Genomic DNA, 21,284 nt, shown 5'->3' on the forward strand with positions numbered 1-21,284 from the left:
GGAGCGAAAAAAGGGGGTCTGAAGATCAAGCGCTCGGCCGCTCGCGCGGCGGCCTGAGCACCAAGATACATCTGGCCGTCCGAGGCCTGGGATGCCCGGTGCGGTTCACGCTGACCGCAGGCCAGAAGGGCGACGCGCCGCAAGCTGCCGAACTGATCGAGGGATTGCCTGCCGAGGTCGTTATGGCTGATACGGCCTACGACGCCGATCATTCGCGCCAAGCCATCGCAGCCAAAGGGGCACTCGCCGTCATCCCCAACAACCCGTCGCGGGCACTCAAACATCCGCTCGACAAGCATCTCTATGCCCAGCGCCATCTCGTGGAATGCTGCTTCAGCAAACTCAAGCAGTTCCGTCGCGTCGCAACCCGCTTCGAAAAAACCGCCCGAAATTACCTTGCCGTCGTCACTCTCGCAGCCATCGTTCTATGGATGCGATAAGTGTCCACGCCACCTAGTCCGCCCTACGCATCTGTCGTCCCGGCGCAGGCCGGGACCCATACGCCGCAGCAGGTGTTGTCAGCGCGATTCGTCGTGCTAGCGATGCGTAACAACGACAATTTGTGGTTATGGGTCCCGGCCTTCGCCGGGACGACACTGAGTTTGTGGCGCGGTGGCGCGCCCTCAATGCACCGCAGCGTAAAGGATCTTGTCCTGCGTCGCGTCGGCGGCGTCGAATTCGGCGGCGATGCGGCCGGTGCGGGCGACCAGGATGCGGTCGGACACCGCGAGAATCTCCGGCAGATATGAGGATATCACCACCACCGCCTTGCCCTCGTCGGCGAGGCGGCGGATTTCGCCGTGGATGTGCGGGATGGTGCCGACGTCGACGCCGCGCGTCGGCTCGTCGAAGAAGATGATCGAGGGCTCCTGCACCAGCGTCTTCGCCAGCACCACCTTCTGCTGGTTGCCGCCGGACAGCTCGACGATCCGCGCCTTGCGCTGCAACGCGCTGATCTTGAGCCGCTCGACCCAGTAGTTGGCGAGCTTGCTGCGCCTGGCGCGCGACAGCAGAAAGCTCCAGCCCTTCCGTGTGGCGAGGCTGCCGATATAGACGTTGTCGTCGACCACCATGGTCTCGAAGAAGCCGTTGGCCTTGCGATCCTCGGTGATGTAGGCGATGCCGTCATTGATCGCCTGCCGCGGCACACGGTAGCGGATCGGTTTGCCGCGCAGCCGGATGGTGCCGCCATTGACCAGATTGCGCTTCAACGCGCCGTAGATGATCTTTGCAATCTCGGTGCGGCCGGAGCCGATCAGGCCGGCGATGCCGACCACCTCGCCGGCATAGACCGAGAACGACATGTTCTTGACCGCCATGCCCATGGTGACGTTCTCGACCGTCAGCACCTTCTCGCGGCGCTGATGGGTCTTCTCCTTGCGGCCGTAGACCGCCTGCGCCACCTCGCGCCCGACCATGTGCTGCACCAGGGCGTCGCGGGTTAGCTGCTTGGCGGGCGCCGTGATTACCAGCTTGCCGTCACGCAGCACGGTGATGCGGTCGGCGATCTGGAGCGATTCCTCCAGCGCATGCGAGATGTAGATGATCGAGACGCCGCGGGCGCGCAGGTCGCGCACCAGATGGAAGAAGTGGACGATTTCTTCCGGCGTCAGCGACGCGGTCGGCTCGTCGAAGATGATGATGCGCGCCTTGTTGTAGATCGCGCGCGCGATCTCCACCATCTGCTTCTTGGCGGTGCCGAGCAGCGCCACCGGCGTTGCCGGATCGACGTGGAAGTTGAGCGACTGCAGCAGCTGCTGGGCCTGGATGTTCAGGGTGCGGAAACGCGTCAGCAGCTTCTCGTTGCCGAGCTCGATGTTCTGCGCCGCCGTCATGGTCGGCACCAGGCTGGTCTCCTGATAGACCATGCAGATGCCGGCATCGAGCGCATCGCGCGGCTGCTCAAAATTGGCAGGCCTCCCGTCGAGCAGATAGTCGCCGGAGGTGAGATTGATCGCGCCCGCGATCGCCTTGCACAACGTCGACTTGCCGGCGCCGTTCTCGCCGACCAGCGCATGCACCTCGCCAGGATAGAGATCGAAATTGACGCCCTCGATGCCATGGACGCCGCCATAGATTTTCGAGCCGCCGGTGATCCGCAGCACCGGCTCGCGGGTTGCGGACGCATCTGCTGTCTTGGCGCTGGGTGTCGCCTGCATCAAACCGTCATTCATCGCAGGTCTCCCGTGTAGCGCAGCAGCCGTCCGGCGCCGCGCGCGGCGATGACGACGCCGGACGGCGTGGCGCAGGCGGCGGTGATGCCGTGGAAGCGGCCGCCGGCGCGGCTGTGCAGGCTGTCGCTGGCCTCGCCGTCGGCATCGAGATGCAGCAGCAGGCCGTAGGACCGCGGCGGCGCCCATGGCTTCTGGATGCCGAGTGCCTTGACGCTGCCTATCTGCATCGGCTCCAGGCAATCGCTGCCGCCGGTGAGCGCCGGCGCCACCCAGTAGTCCGGCGGCATGGTCGCCATCATCTCCTCGCGGAAATCGTCTTCCTTGAGCACGAACTCGATCAAATGCGTGCGGCGCGCGAAGACGCCGAGCAGCAGCCCGCCATGGCCGTCCGGATGCAGCCGCGCCGGATAGCCCGCCATGTTGGCGGCGACAATCTCCCGGGCGCCAAGGGCGTTGCCGCCAAGCGCGAAGCGGCTGAGCCGATGCGCCCAGCTCTCGGTGAGCCACAGGCTGTTGCCGTCGTCCGAAACGCTGACGCCAAAGGGATAGGCCAGATCGCGCAGCAGCACCTGCGGATTGTCGAGGCCGGCGCCGCAGCTGATCAGGCGGCCATTGGTGCGCTTCTCCATCAAATCATGCCGCCACTCGCCTGGGCGACGGCCGGCGCTGCCTTCGACGGCATAGATGCGGCCATCGGGCGCCGCCGTGACCGACAACAGCCCCGTGAGCGCGCTGCTGCTGGCCGCCTCCAGCCAGCGCGGATCGGGCTTTGCCGGATCGATCGCAGCAAGCCCCCTGCCCGCGACGCAGACCAGCAGGCGGCCGTCCGGATGCAAAGCGAGCCCGCCGGCATCGTCCTCGAATTCGGCGACGACCGTGCGGGTCGAGAGATCATTGCCGCTGAGCTTGACCACCTGCCGTCCGGCGGAGAGATAGACCGCACCGTCGCCGGCCGCGATGACGTCGTCGATGCCGGGCAGCGGCTCGCCAATCGGCACGGCGGTGTCGAGCCGATCGTTCGGGCTCATCGCGCCGTCGAGCGGCGGGATCGCGTTCTGGCCGCCGTCGCGGTCGATGACGCTTCTGATATCGCGCAGCAGATGATCGAAAAATCCCATTATTTCGCCACCCTGCTTTTTGCGCCCCAATAGGCGTCGTAGCCGGTCCAGCTGTCGTCGACGCCGTCGAGCTTGATGCGGCCGATCCGGTTGTTCTCGAGCCCGCCGAGATAGAGATAGCCCTCGTGCTCGCGCATCGAGGTCAAGGTCGAATGCGAGATGCCGGTCGGGTCCCACCAGGACTCCAGCGCCTCGCCCTGCTCGTTGAACTTCAGCACGCAGCCATGGTTGAGCGCCGGCGCCAGCCACTCGTCAGTCGGCACCTGCTTGACCATGCGCAACCGGAAGCCGGGTTTTCGCGCGGCAAGGTCGAAGGTCGGCGTGCGGATGCCGACCAAAGCCAGCCAGTACGTGCCGTCGGAAGCGCGGTTGATGTTGTCGGGGTTGCCCGGCAGCTCGTCCATCAGCACTTCGGTCTTGCCCTTGTTCGGCCCCTTGATCCAGTGGCGGAACACCTTGCACAGCGAGGTCGACGCAATCAGGATCGACTTGCCGTCATGCGAGACGCAGATCCCGTTCGGGAAATAGAAGTGGTTGATCACGGTGCGTGTGGTCTTGGTCGCCGGGTCGTAGCAGACCACGCGGCCGTTCGGCCGGCCCTCGAGAATGTCGAGGGTGTTGGTGGTCATCTCGTAGCGCGTGGTGCAGTCGCTGAAATAGATCTTGCCGTCGGGCGCGATGTCGAGGTCGTCGGCCATGCGCAGCCGGGAATCGTCGTTCAGCTTGTACCAGGTGCGGTTGGTCTCGTCGGTGACCTTGAAGATGCGGCCATCGGGCGCGACGCCGTAGACGCCCATGCCGGCGACCGCGACGATCAGGTTCTCGTCGCGATCGAACTGCATGCCGAGCGGCCGGCCGCCGATATGGGCGAACACCTCGCGGGTCTTGAAGTCGGGCCCGGAGAAGCGGATCACATTGCCGTCGCGGGTCGAGCCGTACAGCCGGCCCTGGCGGTCCAGGATGACGTCCTCCGGCCCCTCGACCTGATCGACGCCGATCGCCTGCGCGTTGATCAGCCGGTCGTTCTGCGCGTAGGGCGAGGTCGCGCCGGGCTGCACTGCCGGCGCCGAGGCGAGCGGCACGAAGGCCGGGTTGACGTAGATCTTCTGGATCGCCTTGCCGCGGTTCTTCGACCATTTGACGTCGATGCCGACGGCGGCGAGCAGGATCATGCCGGTCACCGCCGAGGTGACGTAGCCGGGGATGCCCATGCGCACGAGGCCGTTGATCAGAAGGAAGATGATCAGCGCGCCGATCATGGCCCGCCACACCGTGCCCTTGCCGCCGGCCAGCGAGACGCCGCCGAGCACCACGGCGGTGAGCGCCTGGAACTCCCAGCCGACGCCGGTGGTGGAATCTGTCGAGGCCTGACGTGCAGCGTAGAAGATGCCGCTCGCCGCGCACAGCGTGCCCGACAGCACATAGGTCATGAACAGCATCAGGCGGACACGGATGCCGGCGTGGCGCGCCGCCTTGCGGCTGGCGCCGATCGCGGTGAGATGCCAGCCATAGCGCGAGCGCGACAGGAAGATGTGGCAGATCAGGAGCACCACGAACAGCGTCGCCGCATTGATGGGAATGCCGAGCACGCTGCCGCCGCCGACGAAGTCCCACGCGTCGCTCTCGACCGAGTTGGTCGCGAACACCTGAGCATAGCTGGTGTTGAGCAGATTGACCGAGGCGCGCAGGATAATCAGCGTCACCAGCGTGGTCAGGAAGGGCCGCGTCTTCAGAAAGCCGATCAGGAAGCCGTTGATGCTGCCGAGCAGCGCGCCGACCGCCAGCGTCGCCGGAATAGCCAGACCGACCGGCCATTCGCGCACCAGCAGGAAATACAGTGCTGCAAAATTGCACAGCGCGAAGATCGCGCCGACCGAGAGATCGATGCCCCCGGTGACGAGGCAGAAGCCCATCGCCAGCGCGACAAAGCCGAATTCGGCGAACAGCCGCAGCAGCGATACCGAGTTCTGCACCGAGGCGTAGTCGGGAATGGTGAGCGCGAAATAGGTCCACAGCCCGATCATCACGGTGAAGGGAACCACCGGCTCGAACCACTGCTTGAGCAACAGCTCGGACAGCAAAAGCCGGGGCGAGAACCGCCGCACCGATGCGGCAAAGGAATCGACAGCCATCGACATCGTCAAAGCACTCCCTCGATCATGATGTGAGAACTCCCATCGTGATCTCGTTCTCTTATTGAGCATGATCTTTCGGAAAACCGGCTTCCACTTTTCCGGATCATGCCTGTGATACAGCCGGCGCGGGAATGCCCCCCGCGCCGGCTGTCTCGCGCCTTGTTAGTTTTTCTTGGGTAGCGCGAAGCAGTTGGCGCCCGAGGCGTTCGACTTATCGAGCCAGATCGGCCGCGTGTAGTAGACGAGATTGCGCCCGCCCGGTTTCTCGCCGGATACCAGCAGGGTTTCGGCGGCGAACATCAGGTCATGGCCCTGCTCGGTCGCCTTGTAGCTCAGGAACTTGTAGAAATTGCCCGAATTGACCTGATCGCAATCGAGCTGCGAGCCCTCGCCCGAGGCGAACACTTTCACATCGTCGATCTTGCCGGCGTTGCGGATCGCCTGCGCGGCGCCCGACTCCATGATGCCCCAGAAGCCGATCGAGGCGCAGAGATCAGGATGCTGCTGGATCACGGTTGCGGTGACATTGAGTGCGGTGTTGGCGTCCCAGTTGGCGGCCTGGTTCGAAACAACCTTGATGTTGGGATCCTTGTTCAAGACCTCCATGATGCCGCCGACCTGGTCGACGCTGGCGGCCGCGGTCAGTTCGCCCTGCACGATCTGGACCTTGCCCGACTTGCCGGAGCCGGTGCCGCAGGCCTTCACGGTTTCGCTCGCGAGCATCTTGCCGATCTCGCGCCAGTCGGCACCGACAAAGGCGCCGGACTTGTAGTTCGAGGACATGTTGATCTGGATCACATGCGTGCCCTGGCTTTCGGCGCGCTTGAGGTCCTTCATCAACAGCGTGACGCTCGGATTCTGCACGATCAGCACGTCGGGCTTCTGGTCGACCAGCGCGGTCAGCGCCTGCTGCATCGCCGAGGGGTTGTTGTTGGGATCGCGCACGACGTATTTCATGCCGCGCCACTCGGCCTCTTCCTGCACCACCCGGCCCCATTCGTCGGACAGCGGGACGCCGAGCGCGATCGGCAGATAGGCGATCGTCTTGCCCTGCAGCGCCTTGTCGTAGACGGCGCGCAGCTCGCGCGCGGTCTTGGTGCCTTCCTCCTGCGCGGATGCCGCAAACGGCATCGCGGCCAGCGTCGCGCCGGCGAGCAGGATCGTCCAGAACTTGGTCGTCTTCATCGTCTCCTCCACACAAAATTCTTTTGATTGATTGGGAATTGTTCCGATTGATTGGCGCGAGGGGCGCGCTCAGTCGTCTTGCTTAGTCGCCTTGTTTTAGTCGCCTTGCCGCGCGGTCTCCTCGTCGCGAGGATGCAGCCAGTTGTCGAGCACGATGGCGGCCAGCAGCACCACGCCCTTGACGATGTTCTGCACCTCGCTGTTGACGTCCATGATGGTGAAGGCGTTGAGCAGCGTGCCGATCAGGACGCAGCCGACCACGACGCTGAACACGCTGCCGCGGCCGCCGATCAGGCTGATGCCGCCGATCACGACGACCAGCACGACGTCGAAGATCATGGTGCCCTGGGTGATCGCCATCTGCATGCTGCCTGTGGTGCCGACCCAGACCAGACCTGCAATCCAGGCGAGCAGTGCAACCAGCACGTGCTCGAGCACGATCAGCGGCCGCAGCGGGACGCCGGTCAGCCGCGCGGCCTCCGGATTGTCGCCCTGCGCATAGATGAAGCGGCCGATCGAGGTGCGCGACAGGAACAGGTGCATCGCAATCGCGCAGACCGCGAACACCAGGATCGGAACCGGGATGCCGAACAGCCGTCCGGCGCCGAGATACATCAGGCCCGGCGCATCCTTCGGCGCGTAGACCACCCAGGCCGGCGCGATCCAGAATGCCAGGCCATAGATCACGAAGCCCGCGGCCAGCGTCACGAACAGCGCCGGCGCCTCGACGAAGGCGACCATCACGCCGTTGACGACGCCGATCAGCACCGCGATCGCCAGCGCCAGCAGCACTGCCGTGAAAACAGGCATGCCGTTCTGCATCTCGATCAGCGCGATCGCCCAGGAACCCGCCATGATCGCGACCTCGGAGAGGTCGATGCCGCGGCTGATCACGATCAGCCCCATGCCGAGGCCGAGCACGCCGAGGATGGAGATACTCCGCAACAGATTCAGGAGGTTGGAGACGGTGGCAAAGCCGTTCAGCGTCAGGCCGAACACGACCAGAAGCGCGATCGTGATCAGGAGCACGATCTGCTCCTGGCTCGGCTTTGCGAACATTGTGCCCGAGCGAGATGATGCCGCAGGGACAGCAACGCCGCGCGATGGCGATTGCACGCTCATCGTTTCCTCCAGGTATTATTTTGTTTGAGACTTTAAGAGTGCCGACTAGTATTCGTCAAATGCATTCGACGGATACGGGTAGATCATTTCCATGCATGTACGCGACGTCGACCTGAATCTGTTCGTCGTGTTCGACGCGATCTATTCCGAGGGCGGCGTCAGCCGGGCCTGCTTCCGCCTCAATCTGACGCAGCCCGCGGTGAGCCATGCGCTGGGCCGGCTGCGCGCGATGTTCAACGATCCGCTGTTCGTGCGCCGCAACCACGTGATGACGCCGACGCCGCTGGCGCGCCAGATCATCACCACGGTGCGCCAGGCGCTCAACGGCCTGGAGACTACGCTGACCCACACCCACCGGTTCGATCCGGCGAAGACGCCGAAGCGGTTCGTGATCGGCCTGCGCAACAATCTCGAGGCGCCAATGCTGAGCGCGCTGATCAACCGGATCAGCACGGTGGCGCCGCTGGTCGAGATCGCGACCGTGCGCAGCGAGCGCAACAATCTGGAGCGCGAGCTTGCCGCCGGCACGCTGGATGTCGCGATCGATACGCTGCTGCCGCTCTCGACGGAGGTGCGGCGCGAGCAGATCCTGACCGAGCATATCGCGGTATTCGCGCGGCGCGGCCATCCCGAACTCGGCACAAGGCTCGACAAGAAGGCGTATCTGCGCATGGAGCATGTCTGCGTGACGTCGCGGCGCAGCGGCCTGTCGTTCGAGGACTTCCAGTTCCAGCGCCTCGGCCTGACGCGTACCGTTCGCCTGACCTGCCAGAATTTCGCGACCGCCTGCCACGTCGTGAGCCGCAGCAACATGCTGCTGACGGCGTCGGAAAGCGCCGCCTCCGTGCTGGAGGATCCCGGGCTGTTGCAGTGCTTCCCCTGCCCGTTCCCGATCAGCCCGCACGTCAATTATCTCTACTGGCATGCCACCGCCGAGGGCGACACCACCAATCAATGGCTGCGCGAGCAGCTGCGCGCCGCCGCTTCGCTGCTGGCCGGCAGCCGTTTCAGCAAGAAGAACCGCCGCGCGGCGAAGACGCGCCCCAGGGTCGGCATCCCGGTGCCGACCAGCATCGCCGCGGAATAGCGGCGGAGCTCGATTCGGTCACATTCCGCTCAGTCCGCTGTCCACCGCCAGCGTTTGCGCGGTGACGTAGACGCTTTCATCCGACATGAAGAACAGCACCGCATAGGCGATCTCCCACGCCGTCGCCTGGCGGCCGAACGGGACATGCGCCTTGCCGCGCGACGGCCGGCCCGCGACGGCCTCGCGGCCGTTCGGGGTGTCGACCAGCCCGGGATAGACCAGATTGGCGCGGATGCCGCGCCGTGCGCCGGTATGAGCGATGTTGCGCATCAGACCGCCGAGCGCGGCCTTGGAGGAATCATAGACCGCCATCTGCGATCCCGCCTTCAGCGCCGCGATCGAGGAGATGAAGACGATCGCGCCGCCGTCCGCGAATTTAGGCAAGGCAGCGCGGCAGCACAGCATCGGGCCGCGGACGTTGACGTCGTAGATCCTGTTCCACTCCTCGGGGCTGACATTGTCGAGCCCGGTCTTGCCGAAGGTGCCGATGTTCAGCACCATGCCGTCGAGCCCGCCCATCGTGTGGTGCGCCTCGTCGATCATCCTGATGACATCGGCCTCCGTGGTGACGTCGGCAGCGATCGCGAACGCGCGGCCGCCGTCATCAGCAATGCGCGCGACCGTATCCTCGGCGGAGGCGCGATTGAGGTCGGCGACCGCGACATGCGCGCCCTCGCGCGCGAACAGCAGGCTCATGGCGCGGCCGTTGCCGATCGGATCGGTCGCGACATCGAACACGCGCTGGCCGCCGCCGACCACCAGAATGCGGCGGCCGTTGAGACGCCCCCTGCCCGGCGCGATGCCTGACGATTCCGCGCTCAGGGGACGAACATAGCGCTCCGGCTTGGAGTCTTGCGACGTCTCCGACATCTCATCAGCTCCGCTTCTTGCCGCCCTCGTAGACGGCCATGCCGGCGGCCGGATCGAGATCGGTTTCGGTCGCCTCCGTCAGCCGTGCCATCATCATGTAGAAGCCGAGCGCGACGATCGCCTCGACGATTTCCTGGTCGCTGAAGTGCTGGCGTACGCCGGCAAAGGCGGCATCGCTGACGCGCACCTTCTCGACCACCTCGCGGCCAAAGCCGAGCAGCGCGCGCTCGGCCGCATCAAGTGCAGCATCGTCGTAATTGCCGCGCTCCACCGCATCGATCTGCGCCTGCGTCACGCCGACGCCAAGCGCGATCGGCACGTGCTGCCGCCACTCATAGGCGCCGCCCTCGAGCTGCGCGGCCTGCAGGATCAAGAGCTCGCGGTTGACCGCCGACAGCTTCTGCTTGTGCAGGATGGAGTTGCCGAGCCGCATCACGGGAATCGCATTGGCCTCGGCATGGGCCATCATGCGGAAGATGTTGAGCTTGACCGGCATGCGGTCGAACGCGGCGCGGATGTCTCCGCCGGTCGTGTCCGGATCAATCAGGGGCAGCCTTGCCACGCGTCTCTCCCTTTTGGTTCTTTCTTGTTCATTGTCTTGCCCGGTCCGTCCACCTAATGCGCGGGGCCGGCTGAGATCAAGCTGGCCCATCGGAATGGTCCGAATAGCGGGGTTCTGCCATGCGGTTCCGCGCTTGAATCCGCAGGCATGGGCGGGCATAAGGGGCCCGTCTCCCCTAAAAAAGCGCCCATAGCCCAAGGATTTACGATGCCCGCCTATCGCTCCCGCACCACCACCCACGGCCGCAACATGGCGGGTGCTCGCGGCCTCTGGCGCGCCACCGGCATGAAGAACGAGGATTTCGGCAAGCCGATCATCGCGGTGGTCAATTCCTTCACCCAGTTCGTGCCGGGACACGTGCATCTGCAGAACCTCGGCCAGCTCGTCGCGCGCGAGATCGAGAAGGCCGGCGGTGTCGCCAAGGAGTTCAACACCATCGCGGTCGATGACGGCATCGCGATGGGCCATGACGGCATGCTCTACAGCCTGCCCTCGCGCGAGCTGATCGCCGACAGCGTCGAATACATGGTCAACGCGCATTGCGCCGACGCGATGGTCTGCATCTCGAACTGCGACAAGATCACGCCCGGCATGCTGATGGCGACGCTGCGGCTCAACATTCCGACTGTGTTCGTCTCGGGCGGCCCGATGGAATCGGGCAAGATCCTGCTCAAGGGCAAGAAGCGCGCGGTCGACCTGATCGACGCGATGGTGGCGGCCGCCGACTCCAACGTGTCGGACGAAGAGGTCGAGGTGATCGAGCGCTCGGCCTGCCCGACCTGCGGCTCCTGCTCCGGCATGTTCACCGCAAACTCGATGAACTGCCTGACCGAGGCGCTCGGCCTCGCACTGCCCGGCAACGGCTCGGTCCTGGCCACCCATGCCGACCGCAAGAGCCTGTTCGTCGAGGCCGGCCATCTGATCGTCGACCTCGCCCGCCGCTACTACGAGCAGGACGATGCCAAGGTGCTGCCGCGCAATATCGCGAACTTCAAGTCGTTCGAGAACGCGATGACGCTCGACATCGCGATGGGCGGCTCGACCAACACCGTGCTGCATCTGCTCGCCGCCGCGCGCGAGGGCGAGGTGCCGTTCACGATGACGGACATCGATCGCCTCTCGCGCAAGGTGCCGGTGCTCTGCAAGGTCGCGCCCTCGGTGCAGGACGTCCACATGGAGGACGTGCATCATGCCGGCGGCATCATGGCGATCCTCGGCGAGCTCGACCGCGCCAGGCTGCTCACCACCGACGGCCCGACCGTGCATGCCGCGACGCTCGACGATGCGCTGAATCGCTGGGACGTGGTGCGCACATCAAGCGACAAGGTCCGCAATTTCTACATGGCCGCGCCGGGCGGCGTGCCGACCCAGGAGGCCTTCAGCCAGGACCGCCGCTTCGACGAGGTCGATCTCGACCGCGCCAAGGGTGTCATCCGCAACGCCGAGCACGCCTATTCCAAGGATGGCGGCCTCGCCGTGCTGTTCGGCAATCTGGCGGAAGATGGCTGCATCGTGAAGACCGCCGGCGTCGACGAGAGCATCCTGAAATTCTCCGGCCCGGCCCGCATCTTCGAGAGCCAGGACGCGTCGGTCGAAGCCATCCTGGGCAACAAGGTCAAGGCCGGCGATGTCGTGCTGATCCGCTATGAAGGTCCGCGCGGCGGTCCGGGCATGCAGGAGATGCTGTACCCGACCAGCTATCTGAAGTCGAAGGGACTCGGAAAGGCCTGCGCGCTGATCACCGACGGCCGCTTCTCCGGCGGATCGTCCGGCCTGTCGATCGGCCACGTCTCGCCGGAAGCCGCCGAAGGCGGCCTGATCGGCCTGGTCGAGGAAGGCGACATCATCGAGTTCGACATCCCGAACCGCAAGGTCAACCTCAGGGTCGACGATGCCGAGCTGAAGCGCCGTCGCGCGGCGATGGAAGCCAAGGGCAAAGCGGCGTGGAAGCCGGCGGCGCCGCGCAAGCGCGCCGTCTCGACCGCGCTGAAGGCCTATGCGGCGTTCGCAAGCAGCGCGGCGAAGGGTGCGGTGCGCATCCTGCCGGAAGAATAAGCGACGAGCTTGGCCGCGTTTGGCTCCGGTCTCGCGGCAGACTAGCTGCACCTCTCCCGCTTGCGGGAGAGGTCGTCGCAGGGGTGCACTGCCAAAATATCGAAAACAACCCCATGCAAAGTAGCCGGCGGACACGGGCAACTTGACTCGACGGGCAACTCAGCGGTATTTTCCATTATCCAGAAATCGTGCAGACGCCCCTCGCCCCGGGACTATCGCATCGGCATTTCCGGACTTCTGCAACAGACGCATATGCGATTGCCCTACCCGCAAGCGGAGAGGGAGCGCAGAGCGAATGCGGCCGATCGCGAACTAGTGTCAGGTCACTTGCAAGTCGGCCGCTTCGATCCGGATGCGGTCGGCGTGCAGCGACCAGTCGCACAGCGCCTGCTCCTGACAGAATTTGAGCTTGGCCATCTCGGTGGCCTGGCCTTCGCTCGAGGCGTCGATCTCGAGCGCGCCCTGACAGACCTCGCGCTGGCGGCCATTGCCGCCGAGCACGTCCTTCATGAAATGAACGACGAAGCGTGACATGGAACCCTCCCTGCTGCGGGGGCAGAGCCCGGGGTTCACGTGCTAGCACTGACGCGAGGCGGTGTTGAGTTAATTCGGCGCGCGGTTGCGGCGCACGGTGGAAAACTTACGCGCCGGCCTGCGGCAGGCTGGCGGCAGCGATCGCGACGATCTGCGCAATGCGGCGGCCGATCCTGGCCGGAGCTGCACGGAGGTATGACTGGACCTGTCGCATGACGCATCTTCCTTCCGTGCCCGGAATGGACGGGCACAAAGGGAAAATGGCGATATCGGGCTAAGCCGTCGATATCTCAAGGAAAATAACAACGGACGCTTCGCCCGGCCGCAGTTTGACAGTGGGTTTATTGCTTCATGTTGGGTTACGGCGAAGGAGATATTCTCCGACCCTCTGAGACGCTGCATCGCGGATACCGGCGCTCACCAAGTGTACCGCACCACACCCTTGCCGGCGTAGGACGAGGTGACGTCGGAAAACTCGCCTTCGAAGGTCGCCGCGGCGGACCAGCCGTTCAGCCATTTCATCTCGACCGATGCCGTGGTCAGCGCGGAATCGCTGGCCTGCGCCGCGCCGTTGACGACAAAGCTGGCGCCGGGGAGCGCCTGGAAGGTCGCGGCGATCGAGCGGTCCGGATCATAATCATGCACCCAGGCAAACCGGGTGCGCAGCGTCAGCACGCCGTCGGCCATCGCAAACGACTTGTCGGTGCGGAAGCCGAGTTCGCTTCTGACATCGGTGACGCTCTTCGCAGCGTAGGCGAGCGCGAAGGCGGATGAGCCAACCAGCGCCTGCTCGGCATAGCCGGGCAAGTCGAAAGTCGTGAACTGACCTGCGGCGTAAGGCGTGATGCCGAGGCCGCCAGCCCACGGCGCGACAAACCGATAGCCGCCTTCGAGACGGCCGGAATAGGTATTGGCATTGAACTCGGCGCGGAGCTGGTCGAGGCCGGCCGCCGTGACGGTGCGGTTGGTGGTGATGTCCTGCCAGCCATAGGCGAGCGCGGCGGTGATGTAGGCCGCACCTTCGATGTGGCGGATATAGGCGCCAGCCTGGAACAGATCGGATCGGCCGCTGTCGCCGTTGACGACGGAGAAGTTGGTGCCGCCACCAGCCAGCGCGAAGCCCGCAATGGTGTTCGGCGAGAACAGATAGTCGGCGCCGACAGCGGTGCCGTACACGCTGCTGGTGGTATCGTTCGATCCGACCACGGCGTTGCCGCTGGTCGATTGCGAGCCACCATAGCCCGCCGCCCAGACGCTCCAGCGCGGCACAAACGGTATCGGCGGCGCCTTGGTGAACATCGCGTAGGCGTTTGTATCGCCCTCCTCCGCATAGCTCGGCGCGCCCGACGCCGAAGCTACTCCACCGTTCCGGTTCATGAAGGGATCGGTCAGCAGCCCCAGGAACAGGTTCATGGCGTCGAACGTGGTCTGCTGCGAACCGGTTGCCAGTTCACCCGAGGCCTGCGTCAGGCCCGATGGCGTCAGCGTGCCGTAGACCATCGGGATGCCGCCTGTCGTGTTGAAGTAATTGACCAGCGTGTTGGCAACGTTCTGCTGCTTGATCGACAGGCCGCGGCCGTAGTTCGGAGCGGATGGCGGCGGCGTGAAATTCAGCGCCAGATTGAGATAGGCGTGAGTCGCGTCGTAGCTCAGCGTGTCGCTGAAATTTGCCGGCAGATTGACGTTGGTAAGCGTGCCGAAGGTGCCGCTGACGCTGCCGGCACTTAGAATGGTGTATTGCTTGGAGATGTAACTGCCGTTGGCGAACGTTGCGTTGACGCTGGCGCCGCCGAGCGTCGCAGCCCCGCTGACATTGGCAAACGATGCGGTCGAAGGATTGACCGCGACGAGATAGAGCGCGCCGGACTGGAACGCGAGATTGCCGTTCACCGTCATCGACGTGCCCGGCGTGCCGGAGCCCGGCGCGAATGTGCCGCCACTCTGGATCGTCGTGTCGCCGACCGAGCCGGTGCCGTTGAGCAGGCCGCCGGCGGCGATGGTCGGATCGCTGAGCGAGCCGTTCACCGTCAGCGTCGCATTGCTCACCGTCGTGCCGCCGGTAAAGGTGTTGGTGCCGAGCACGAGCGTCGTGCCGGCGGTCGCGTTGAGGCTCGCGGCACCGCCGAGGCCGTCGATCGTGCCGCCTGTCGAGGTGATAGCGCCGTTGAGCGAGCCGTTCTGCAAGGTGCCGCCGGCAAGCTTCAGCGCCGCCTGCGTCTGCGTGGTGCCGCCGAGATCGAGCGTTCCGCCGCCATTGACGGTCGTCGTTGCGCTCGCCGCGCCCAGCGTGCCGGCGCCGGACAGTTGCAGCATGCCCGCATTGATGATGGTGCCGCCGCTGTAGGTGTTGTTCCCTGACAGCACCAGCGTGCCGTTGCCGGTCTTGGTGACGGCACCCGTTGCGCCGCCCAAGTCCGCGATCACGCCGGATAGTGCGAGCGAGCCGGTGTCGGCCTGCACCGTCCCGCCATTGCTCCCGATCTGGACCGCACGGGACGAGGTGAAACCGGCGCCGCTGACCTCCAGCGTGCCGCCATCGAAAATCAATCGTCCCGAGAAATCCCCAAGATTGGCATCCCCCGAAACAGAGAGCGTGCCTGATGAAAAGGTCGTCCCGCCCGTATACGTGTTGATTCCGGTCAGCGTCAGCGTGCCGGTGCCAACCTTGATCAGCCCGCCGGTCCCGCTGAAAACGCCGGAAACCGGAGTGATAACGCCGGAAAATGTCGTCGAGAGGTCATTGCCGCCGACCGTCAGGGTATTGGCGCCGAGCAGGATGTTGCCGCCCCCTTCGATCGACCCGGCCGTGGTGCCGCCGGTCGTGAGGCCCGAAATGTCGAGCGCACCGGTCCCGTTCAGGATGAAGCGCGCGGTGCCGCCGCTGGCCGTGTCCTGAATAGAAGTCGTGCCACCGCTGTTGGTCGTGATGGTGGCGTTGCCGGCCGTGCTCGAATTCACGAAAGCCAAATCGAAATTGTTGATGATCGTCGCATTGCCGGCCGTGCTGCTATCCTGGAACCTCATTCCGCTGCCGCCATTATTGGTAATGGTGGCGTTGCCGGCCGTGCTGGTGTCGTGGAAGACCAGAAAACCGTTCTCGATAATTCTGGCGTTACCCGCCGTGCTCGCGTTGAAGAAATCCATGAAGAAGTTGTTGCGGATGCTGGCATTGCCGGCCGTGCTGTTGTCGCCGAACTGGAGAGTCCAATTATTGGTGATGGCGGCGTTGCCAGCCGTGCTCGTGTTGGAGAACCCTATTGCGCTGCCGGTAAAGCTGTCGTTGACGATGGTGGCGCTGCCGGCCGAGCTGCTGTCGGAGAACGAGAGCGTGCCGCTGTTGTTGATCGTGGCGCTGCCGGCCGTGCTCGCGTTGAGGAATTGGATTTCGGACGGCGCGTGGTCGGTGATGCTGTTGATGGTTGCGCTGCCACCGTTGATAACAATGCCGGCGCCATTGAACGTAAGTGTCCGACCGAAGAATACTTCGCCAAGGGTAAACGTATAGGCTGAAGCCCCGGCATTGAAAGTCCAGCCACCGACGCTGGTGCTCGACGCCGAAAACGACAGGCTTGAGCTGTTCGTCACTCCGAATGTGGCGGTGCCGATCGGTACTGTTGCCGGTGTCCAGTTGGCGACGTTGTTGTAGTCGGCCGTCCCCGGGTTGGGTCCACTTTCCGTAGGGTTGAGAACCCAGGTCGCGTCCTGAGCCGCGGCCGGCAGGCCAGTCACGAATAGCGCCACCGTCGCGAGCAACCCGGCACGCAACCAAGCCAGCGTTCGTCGCGCGCACACGCCGTGCTGGTCGGGCACCACAAAAGTTCCCACTGCATTCCCCTGGAGTCACCGCGAAGCGCCCCGCGCGCAGAGTGCAGGAGTCCTGGTCGTCCAGCAATGAAACTGCGCCCCTTCCTGCGGTTTGCTCTCGCGCGTTGCGAATAAACCACAGCTTGAGGTTTAGTGCACAGAGTGCCGAACACACTTCACCTGTTCCAGTTGCGCCGAGCTGTATGACCGGCACCGGGCTTAACGGGGCCATCACGATGCGACGCCGACGCCCCAGGCACACGATATTCCACACTCCCGTCTGCTACTGCGGCATGAACCCGAACGCCTTCTCGAACCGCTTCGCGTAAACCGGCCAGACTTCGGGGTTGATGATGCGCGGCGGGCGCTTGCCGTCGAGCGCATCGAGGATCTGCTCGGCGGCGATCCGGCCCATGTTGATGCGCGCCTCCCGGGTGACGCCGGCCGTGTGCGGGCTTGCCAGCACATTGTCGAACTGCAGCAGCGGATGATCCGGTGGCGGCGGTTCCTTGGACCAGACGTCGAGGCCGGCGCCGGCAATGCGTTTGTCGCGCAATGCACCCTCAAGCGCCTTCTCGTCATGGATGAAGCCGCGCGCGGTGGTGACGAAATACGCGTGCGGCTGCATCAGCGCGAATTCGCGCGCGTCGATCATGCTTCTGCTCTTGCTGTCCAGCGGGCAGGAGATCGAGACGAAATCGGCGCGGCGCAAGAGATCGTCGAGCTCGACCTTCTCGCCGCCCCGCTTCGCCATCTCTTCCGCCGTGAGATACGGATCGTAGGCGATCACTTTCATGTGCAGCAGGCCCTTGCACAGCTCGGCGATGCGGCGACCGACATTGCCGAGGCCGACGATGCCGACGGTCTTGTCCTTCAGCTCGTTGCCGATCAGGTCGTTGCGGTTGACATTGGCCTCGCGGCGCAGCCGGCGGTCGGACTGGATGATGCGCTTCGACAGCGTCAGCATCATGCCGAGCGCGTGCTCGGCGACCGAATTGGCATTGCCGCCGGACTGATTGACCACCAGCACGCCCGCCGCCGTGCAGGCATCGACGTCGACGGGATCGAACCCGGCGCCGTTCGAGGAGACGATCAAGAGGTTCGGCGCGCGGTTCAACAGCTCGGCATGGGCATGGAAATGCGGTGCCAGCTCATCGCGCGCCGCGCCGATCTGATAGGCATGCGCGTCGGCGAGAACCGGCGCGAACTGCGTCTCCGGTGTGTCGTTCTCGAGACGGTCGAGCCGGACGTCAGGCCGCTTCTTCAGGATATCGACGTAGATCTCATGGGCGAGGTATTTGACGTAGAACACGCGCTTGATGTTGACGGTCATGTCTTCGGACAGCTCTCAGTTTGGGAAGCCATAGAGTTTTGCGGGATTGTCGACGAGGATGCGATGCCGGGCCGCCGCATCCGGCGTCCATTCCTGGAACAGTGTGAGCAGATGGCCGGCGTCGGGCATCTCGCCCTCGACCCGCGGATGCGGCCAGTCGCCGCCCCACACCAGCCGCTCGGAGTTGGCCGCGACCAGCGCCTCGTGGAATGGCCGCGCATCCGGATAATCCGGCGCCCTGAGGCTCAAGCGATGCGCGCCGGACAGTTTCGCCCAGCACCAGCCTTCACCGACCGCGCGCAGCAGGCTCTGAAAGCCCTCGGTGTTGACGCCGGCGCGCGCATCGGTGCGGCCCATGTGATCGACCACGACCGGCAGCCCGAGCGTCTTCAGCGTCGGGATCGTGTCAGGCAAGTCCTTCACATCGATCCAGAGCTGCAGATGCCAGCCGAGCTCGGCCATCACAGCCGCGTGCGTCTCAGCGACGCCGAGCGGAATGCCGCCGCGATAGTGCAACTGGCCGGCGCGGAAGAAATGGTTGAAGCGCAAGCCGCGCACACCGAGCACGTGCCATTGCCGCAGCGTGCCCGCCGCGACATCGGCATCGGCCACCGCGACGCCGCGCAGCCGCGCCGGCTCGCGCTGCAACGCGTCTAGCATCGCCGAATTGTCGTGGCCGTGCGCGCTGCCCTGCACCAGCACGCCGCGGCTGAAGCCGAGCGCATCGAGCATGCCGAGATAGGTCGCAAGCGGCGCGTCCGGCGGCGTGTAGCTGCGATCTCCCGCATAGGGAAAGCGGTCCGCCGGCCCGAACACATGCGCATGGGTATCGCAGGCCTTCGCCGGCAACCTTTCCCTAGGCGGCGTCACCGGACGCGGCGGCAGGCAGGCGGGAATCTCTGACGCAGCCATCGGCTCACTCCGCCTTCATGCCGGCGGCCTTGATGATCGGCCCCCATTTGTCGTAGTCGGCCTTGATCTTGGCTGCGAATGTCTCCGGCGTCGAGCCGATCGGGATCGCGCCAAGCTTGCCGAGACGCTCCTTCACGGCCTCGGTGTTCACTGCCGCGACGAAATCGTGCGAGATTCTTGCGACGAGATCGGCGGGCATGCCGCCAGGGCCGATCAGGCCCCACCACACCTCGGTGTCGTAGCCCGGCACGGTCTCCGACATGCTCGGCACGTCTGGCAGGAACGGCGCGCGCGAGCCCGTCGTCACCGCCAGCGCGCGAACCGTGCCGGCTTGCAACTGCCCGACCGATTCCGGCCCGTTGTTGAACGACATCGGGATTTGTCCGCCAAGCAGATCGTTGATTGCGGGCGCGCCGCCCTTGTAGGGGATCGCGTTGAGATCGATCTTCGCAAGGCTCTTGAGCAGCTCGCCGGCCAGATGGGTCGAGGTGCCGTTGCCGGCATGGGCGAAGGACAGGCTACCCGGCTTTGCCTTCGCCGCAGCGATGACGTCGCCGACCGACTTGAACGGCGAGTCCGCGCGCACCAGCAGCACGTTCGGCGATGACGCGAGCAGCGAGATCGGCGAAAAGTCCTTGAACGTGTCGTAGGGCAGTTTTGGGTAGAGGAAAGGATTGGTGGCGTGGCCGCTCGCCACCATGATCAGATTGTAGCCATCGGGCGCGGAGGTCGCGATCGCCTGCGAGGCGATCACCCCACCGGCGCCCGGCCGATTCTCGACCACGATCGACTGCGTCCAGGATTTTGACACCGCTTCGGCCAGCGTCCGCGTCAGCACATCGACGCCGCCACCGGGCGGATATGGGACGAGAATGTGAACGGCCTTTGCCGGGAACGGCTGCGCGGACGCAAGGCCGGCCATCACCATGGCCGCTGCCGCAATGGCGGTCCGCCAGACCCATCCGGCCATCGACGCCTCCCGTCCCTTTATCGTTACCGTCTCTATCGCACGTTGGTTCGGCGCTGGGATGGCCGAATTCCGCAGATCGCGTTGCGGCCGCGGCATGTTGACAATCGCATGCACGGCGTCAAGTTGCGTGTCGCAAGCGGCCTTAAGCGTCGCGCGCGAACAGGGAGAATGGGATGGCGGCCGCGGAACAAGCCTCGCCTCAGGACAAGGCTACCTGGCACGGCATCGTGCTGCAGACGCTGAAGCGGAACGAGATCAAGCTGGTGCCCTATGTGCCCGACCGGGTGCTGACCACGCTGATCAAGAACCTGCACGCCGATCCCTATTTCACGACGTTTCCGACCGCGCGCGAGGAAGAGGCCGTCGGCATCGTCTCCGGCGCCTGGATGGCCGGAATGCGCGGCGCGGTGCTGATGCAGACCTCGGGCTTTGCGACGCTCGCCAATGTGCTCGCCTCGCTCGCGGTGCCCTACCAGATCCCGCTGATCATGTTTGTCTCCGAGCGCGGCACGCTCGGCGAGTTCAATTACGGCCAGGCGCTGGTATGCCGCACCATGCGCCCGGTGCTGGATTCGCTTGCGATGGAACATCACACCATCACCCGGCTCGACGAGCTCGAATTCATCGCCGACCGCTCGATCAAGCAGGCCGTCGCTACCCAGGCGCCGGTGGCGCTGATCCTCTCGCCGCTGTTGACCGGCGGCAAAACCTTCGACAAGTGAGCGCCGCCATGACCAACACACACGCGCGCAACACCAAGGTGATGAACCGCTTCGACCTCACCCAGCGTCTGGTTGCAAAACTGAAGGACGAGGCCGTGATCGGCGGCATCGGCAACACCAATTTCGACCTGTGGGCCGCCGGCCACCGCCCGCAGAATTTCTATATGCTGGGCAGCATGGGACTTGCGTTTCCGATCGCGCTCGGCGTCGCGCTGGCGCAGCCGAACCGGCGGGTGTTCGCGCTGGAAGGCGACGGTTCGCTGTTGATGCAGCTCGGCTGCCTCTCGACGATTGCGACGCTGGCGCCGAAGAACCTGACGATGGTCGTGATGGACAACGGCATCTACCAGATCACGGGCGCGCAGCCGACGCCTGCCGCCGGCCATGCCGACATCGTCGCGCTCGCGCTTGCCAGCGGCCTTGCCCACTCTTCCTGGGCCGCCGACGAGGATGATTTCGAACGCCTGATCGAGCAGTCGAAATCGGCCTCGGGGCCGTCGCTGATCGGCGTCCGCATCGACGACAAGCCCGGCACCGGCACTACCCGCCGCGACCCCGTGCAGATTCGCGAACGCTTCATGAACGGAATGGGGGTGCGGCAGCTGCTGTAGGGCCTTACGCATCCGACATTGCGAGGAGCGAAGCGACGAAGCAATCCATCTTTCCAGACGTGCGGAAGAATGGATTGCTTCGCTTCGCTC

17 protein-coding genes are annotated in these 21,284 nt (G+C 64.9%); 5 read left to right on the forward strand and 12 right to left on the reverse strand.

The genetic code is table 11. The features are described from left to right. Nucleotides 1-440: IS5 family transposase (locus tag K359_RS0128080; protein WP_156928695.1), on the forward strand; the 440-nt coding region annotated here is incomplete at its 5' end. A gap of 183 nt (nt 441-623) precedes the next feature. Here the strand turns inward: K359_RS0128080 and K359_RS0128085 are convergent. The 5 genes from K359_RS0128085 to K359_RS0128105 all read right to left on the reverse strand — a co-directional run bounded on the left by K359_RS0128085 (nt 624) and on the right by K359_RS0128105 (nt 7,734). Further along, nucleotides 624-2,159: a sugar ABC transporter ATP-binding protein gene (locus tag K359_RS0128085; protein WP_051346454.1), complete on the reverse strand. Its 1,536-nt coding sequence runs from the start codon at nt 2,157-2,159 to the stop codon at nt 624-626. Nucleotides 2,160-2,170: 11 nt separating this feature from the next. Beyond that, complete coding sequence (locus K359_RS0128090; protein WP_051346455.1) at nt 2,171-3,292, reverse strand: SMP-30/gluconolactonase/LRE family protein; 1,122 nt, start codon at nt 3,290-3,292, stop codon at nt 2,171-2,173. Next, complete coding sequence (locus K359_RS0128095; protein WP_029082299.1) at nt 3,292-5,430, reverse strand: SMP-30/gluconolactonase/LRE family protein; 2,139 nt, start codon at nt 5,428-5,430, stop codon at nt 3,292-3,294. The genes K359_RS0128090 and K359_RS0128095 overlap by 1 nt, the downstream gene beginning before the upstream one ends. A gap of 159 nt (nt 5,431-5,589) precedes the next feature. Further along, on the reverse strand, nt 5,590-6,612 hold the full coding sequence (locus K359_RS0128100) for a sugar ABC transporter substrate-binding protein (protein WP_029082300.1): 1,023 nt from the start codon (nt 6,610-6,612) through the stop codon (nt 5,590-5,592). A gap of 96 nt (nt 6,613-6,708) precedes the next feature. Beyond that, nucleotides 6,709-7,734, reverse strand: a complete 1,026-nt coding sequence (locus K359_RS0128105) for an ABC transporter permease (RefSeq protein ID WP_224741713.1) — start codon at nt 7,732-7,734, stop codon at nt 6,709-6,711. Nucleotides 7,735-7,825: 91 nt separating this feature from the next. On the opposite strand from K359_RS0128105, the gene K359_RS53215 reads away from it, so the two are divergent. Further along, nucleotides 7,826-8,821 (forward strand): LysR family transcriptional regulator, encoded by a 996-nt coding sequence (locus tag K359_RS53215; protein ID WP_035977262.1) that lies wholly within the window; start codon nt 7,826-7,828, stop codon nt 8,819-8,821. 18 nt (nt 8,822-8,839) lie between these two features. On the opposite strand, the gene K359_RS0128115 is transcribed toward K359_RS53215, so the two are convergent. Both K359_RS0128115 and K359_RS0128120 read right to left on the reverse strand, forming a co-directional pair. After that, nucleotides 8,840-9,691, reverse strand: a complete 852-nt coding sequence (locus tag K359_RS0128115; RefSeq protein ID WP_029082302.1) for an SDR family NAD(P)-dependent oxidoreductase — start codon at nt 9,689-9,691, stop codon at nt 8,840-8,842. Between the two features lie 4 nt (nt 9,692-9,695). Continuing rightward, nucleotides 9,696-10,253 carry a carboxymuconolactone decarboxylase family protein gene (locus K359_RS0128120; protein WP_029082303.1) on the reverse strand — a complete coding sequence of 186 codons (558 nt, stop codon included), beginning with the start codon at nt 10,251-10,253 and terminating at the stop codon, nt 9,696-9,698. A 207-nt stretch (nt 10,254-10,460) separates the two neighbouring features. Between K359_RS0128120 and ilvD the strand changes: the two genes are divergently transcribed. Next, on the forward strand, nt 10,461-12,308 hold the full coding sequence (gene ilvD / locus K359_RS0128125; RefSeq protein WP_029082304.1) for a dihydroxy-acid dehydratase: 1,848 nt from the start codon (nt 10,461-10,463) through the stop codon (nt 12,306-12,308). 318 nt (nt 12,309-12,626) lie between these two features. Here the strand turns inward: ilvD and K359_RS0128130 are convergent, their stop codons facing one another. The 5 genes from K359_RS0128130 to K359_RS0128155 all read right to left on the reverse strand — a co-directional run bounded on the left by K359_RS0128130 (nt 12,627) and on the right by K359_RS0128155 (nt 19,861). Continuing rightward, nucleotides 12,627-12,842 (reverse strand): hypothetical protein, encoded by a 216-nt coding sequence (locus K359_RS0128130; protein WP_029082305.1) that lies wholly within the window; start codon nt 12,840-12,842, stop codon nt 12,627-12,629. A gap of 417 nt (nt 12,843-13,259) precedes the next feature. Further along, a complete protein-coding gene (locus K359_RS0128140; protein WP_245284737.1) occupies nt 13,260-16,667 on the reverse strand; it encodes an autotransporter domain-containing protein in 3,408 nt (1,135 codons plus the stop codon). Between the two features lie 262 nt (nt 16,668-16,929). Further along, complete coding sequence (locus K359_RS0128145) at nt 16,930-17,979, reverse strand: hydroxyacid dehydrogenase (RefSeq protein WP_029082307.1); 1,050 nt, start codon at nt 17,977-17,979, stop codon at nt 16,930-16,932. 15 nt (nt 17,980-17,994) lie between these two features. Next, complete coding sequence (locus K359_RS0128150; protein ID WP_035977265.1) at nt 17,995-18,891, reverse strand: amidohydrolase; 897 nt, start codon at nt 18,889-18,891, stop codon at nt 17,995-17,997. Between the two features lie 4 nt (nt 18,892-18,895). Further along, nucleotides 18,896-19,861: a tripartite tricarboxylate transporter substrate binding protein gene (locus K359_RS0128155; RefSeq protein WP_029082309.1), complete on the reverse strand. Its 966-nt coding sequence runs from the start codon at nt 19,859-19,861 to the stop codon at nt 18,896-18,898. 173 nt (nt 19,862-20,034) lie between these two features. Between K359_RS0128155 and K359_RS0128160 the strand changes: the two genes are divergently transcribed. Continuing rightward, nucleotides 20,035-20,583, forward strand: coding sequence for a thiamine pyrophosphate-binding protein (locus tag K359_RS0128160; RefSeq protein ID WP_029082310.1), 549 nt, complete (start codon nt 20,035-20,037; stop codon nt 20,581-20,583). Nucleotides 20,584-20,591: 8 nt separating this feature from the next. Continuing rightward, a complete protein-coding gene (locus K359_RS0128165; RefSeq protein WP_035977274.1) occupies nt 20,592-21,194 on the forward strand; it encodes a thiamine pyrophosphate-dependent enzyme in 603 nt (200 codons plus the stop codon). The last annotated feature ends 90 nt before the right edge of the window (nt 21,195-21,284 follow it).

It is taken from the genome of Bradyrhizobium sp. th-b2 (genome assembly GCF_000426785.1).
In the GTDB taxonomy this organism is placed as follows: domain Bacteria; phylum Pseudomonadota; class Alphaproteobacteria; order Rhizobiales; family Xanthobacteraceae; genus Bradyrhizobium; species Bradyrhizobium septentrionale.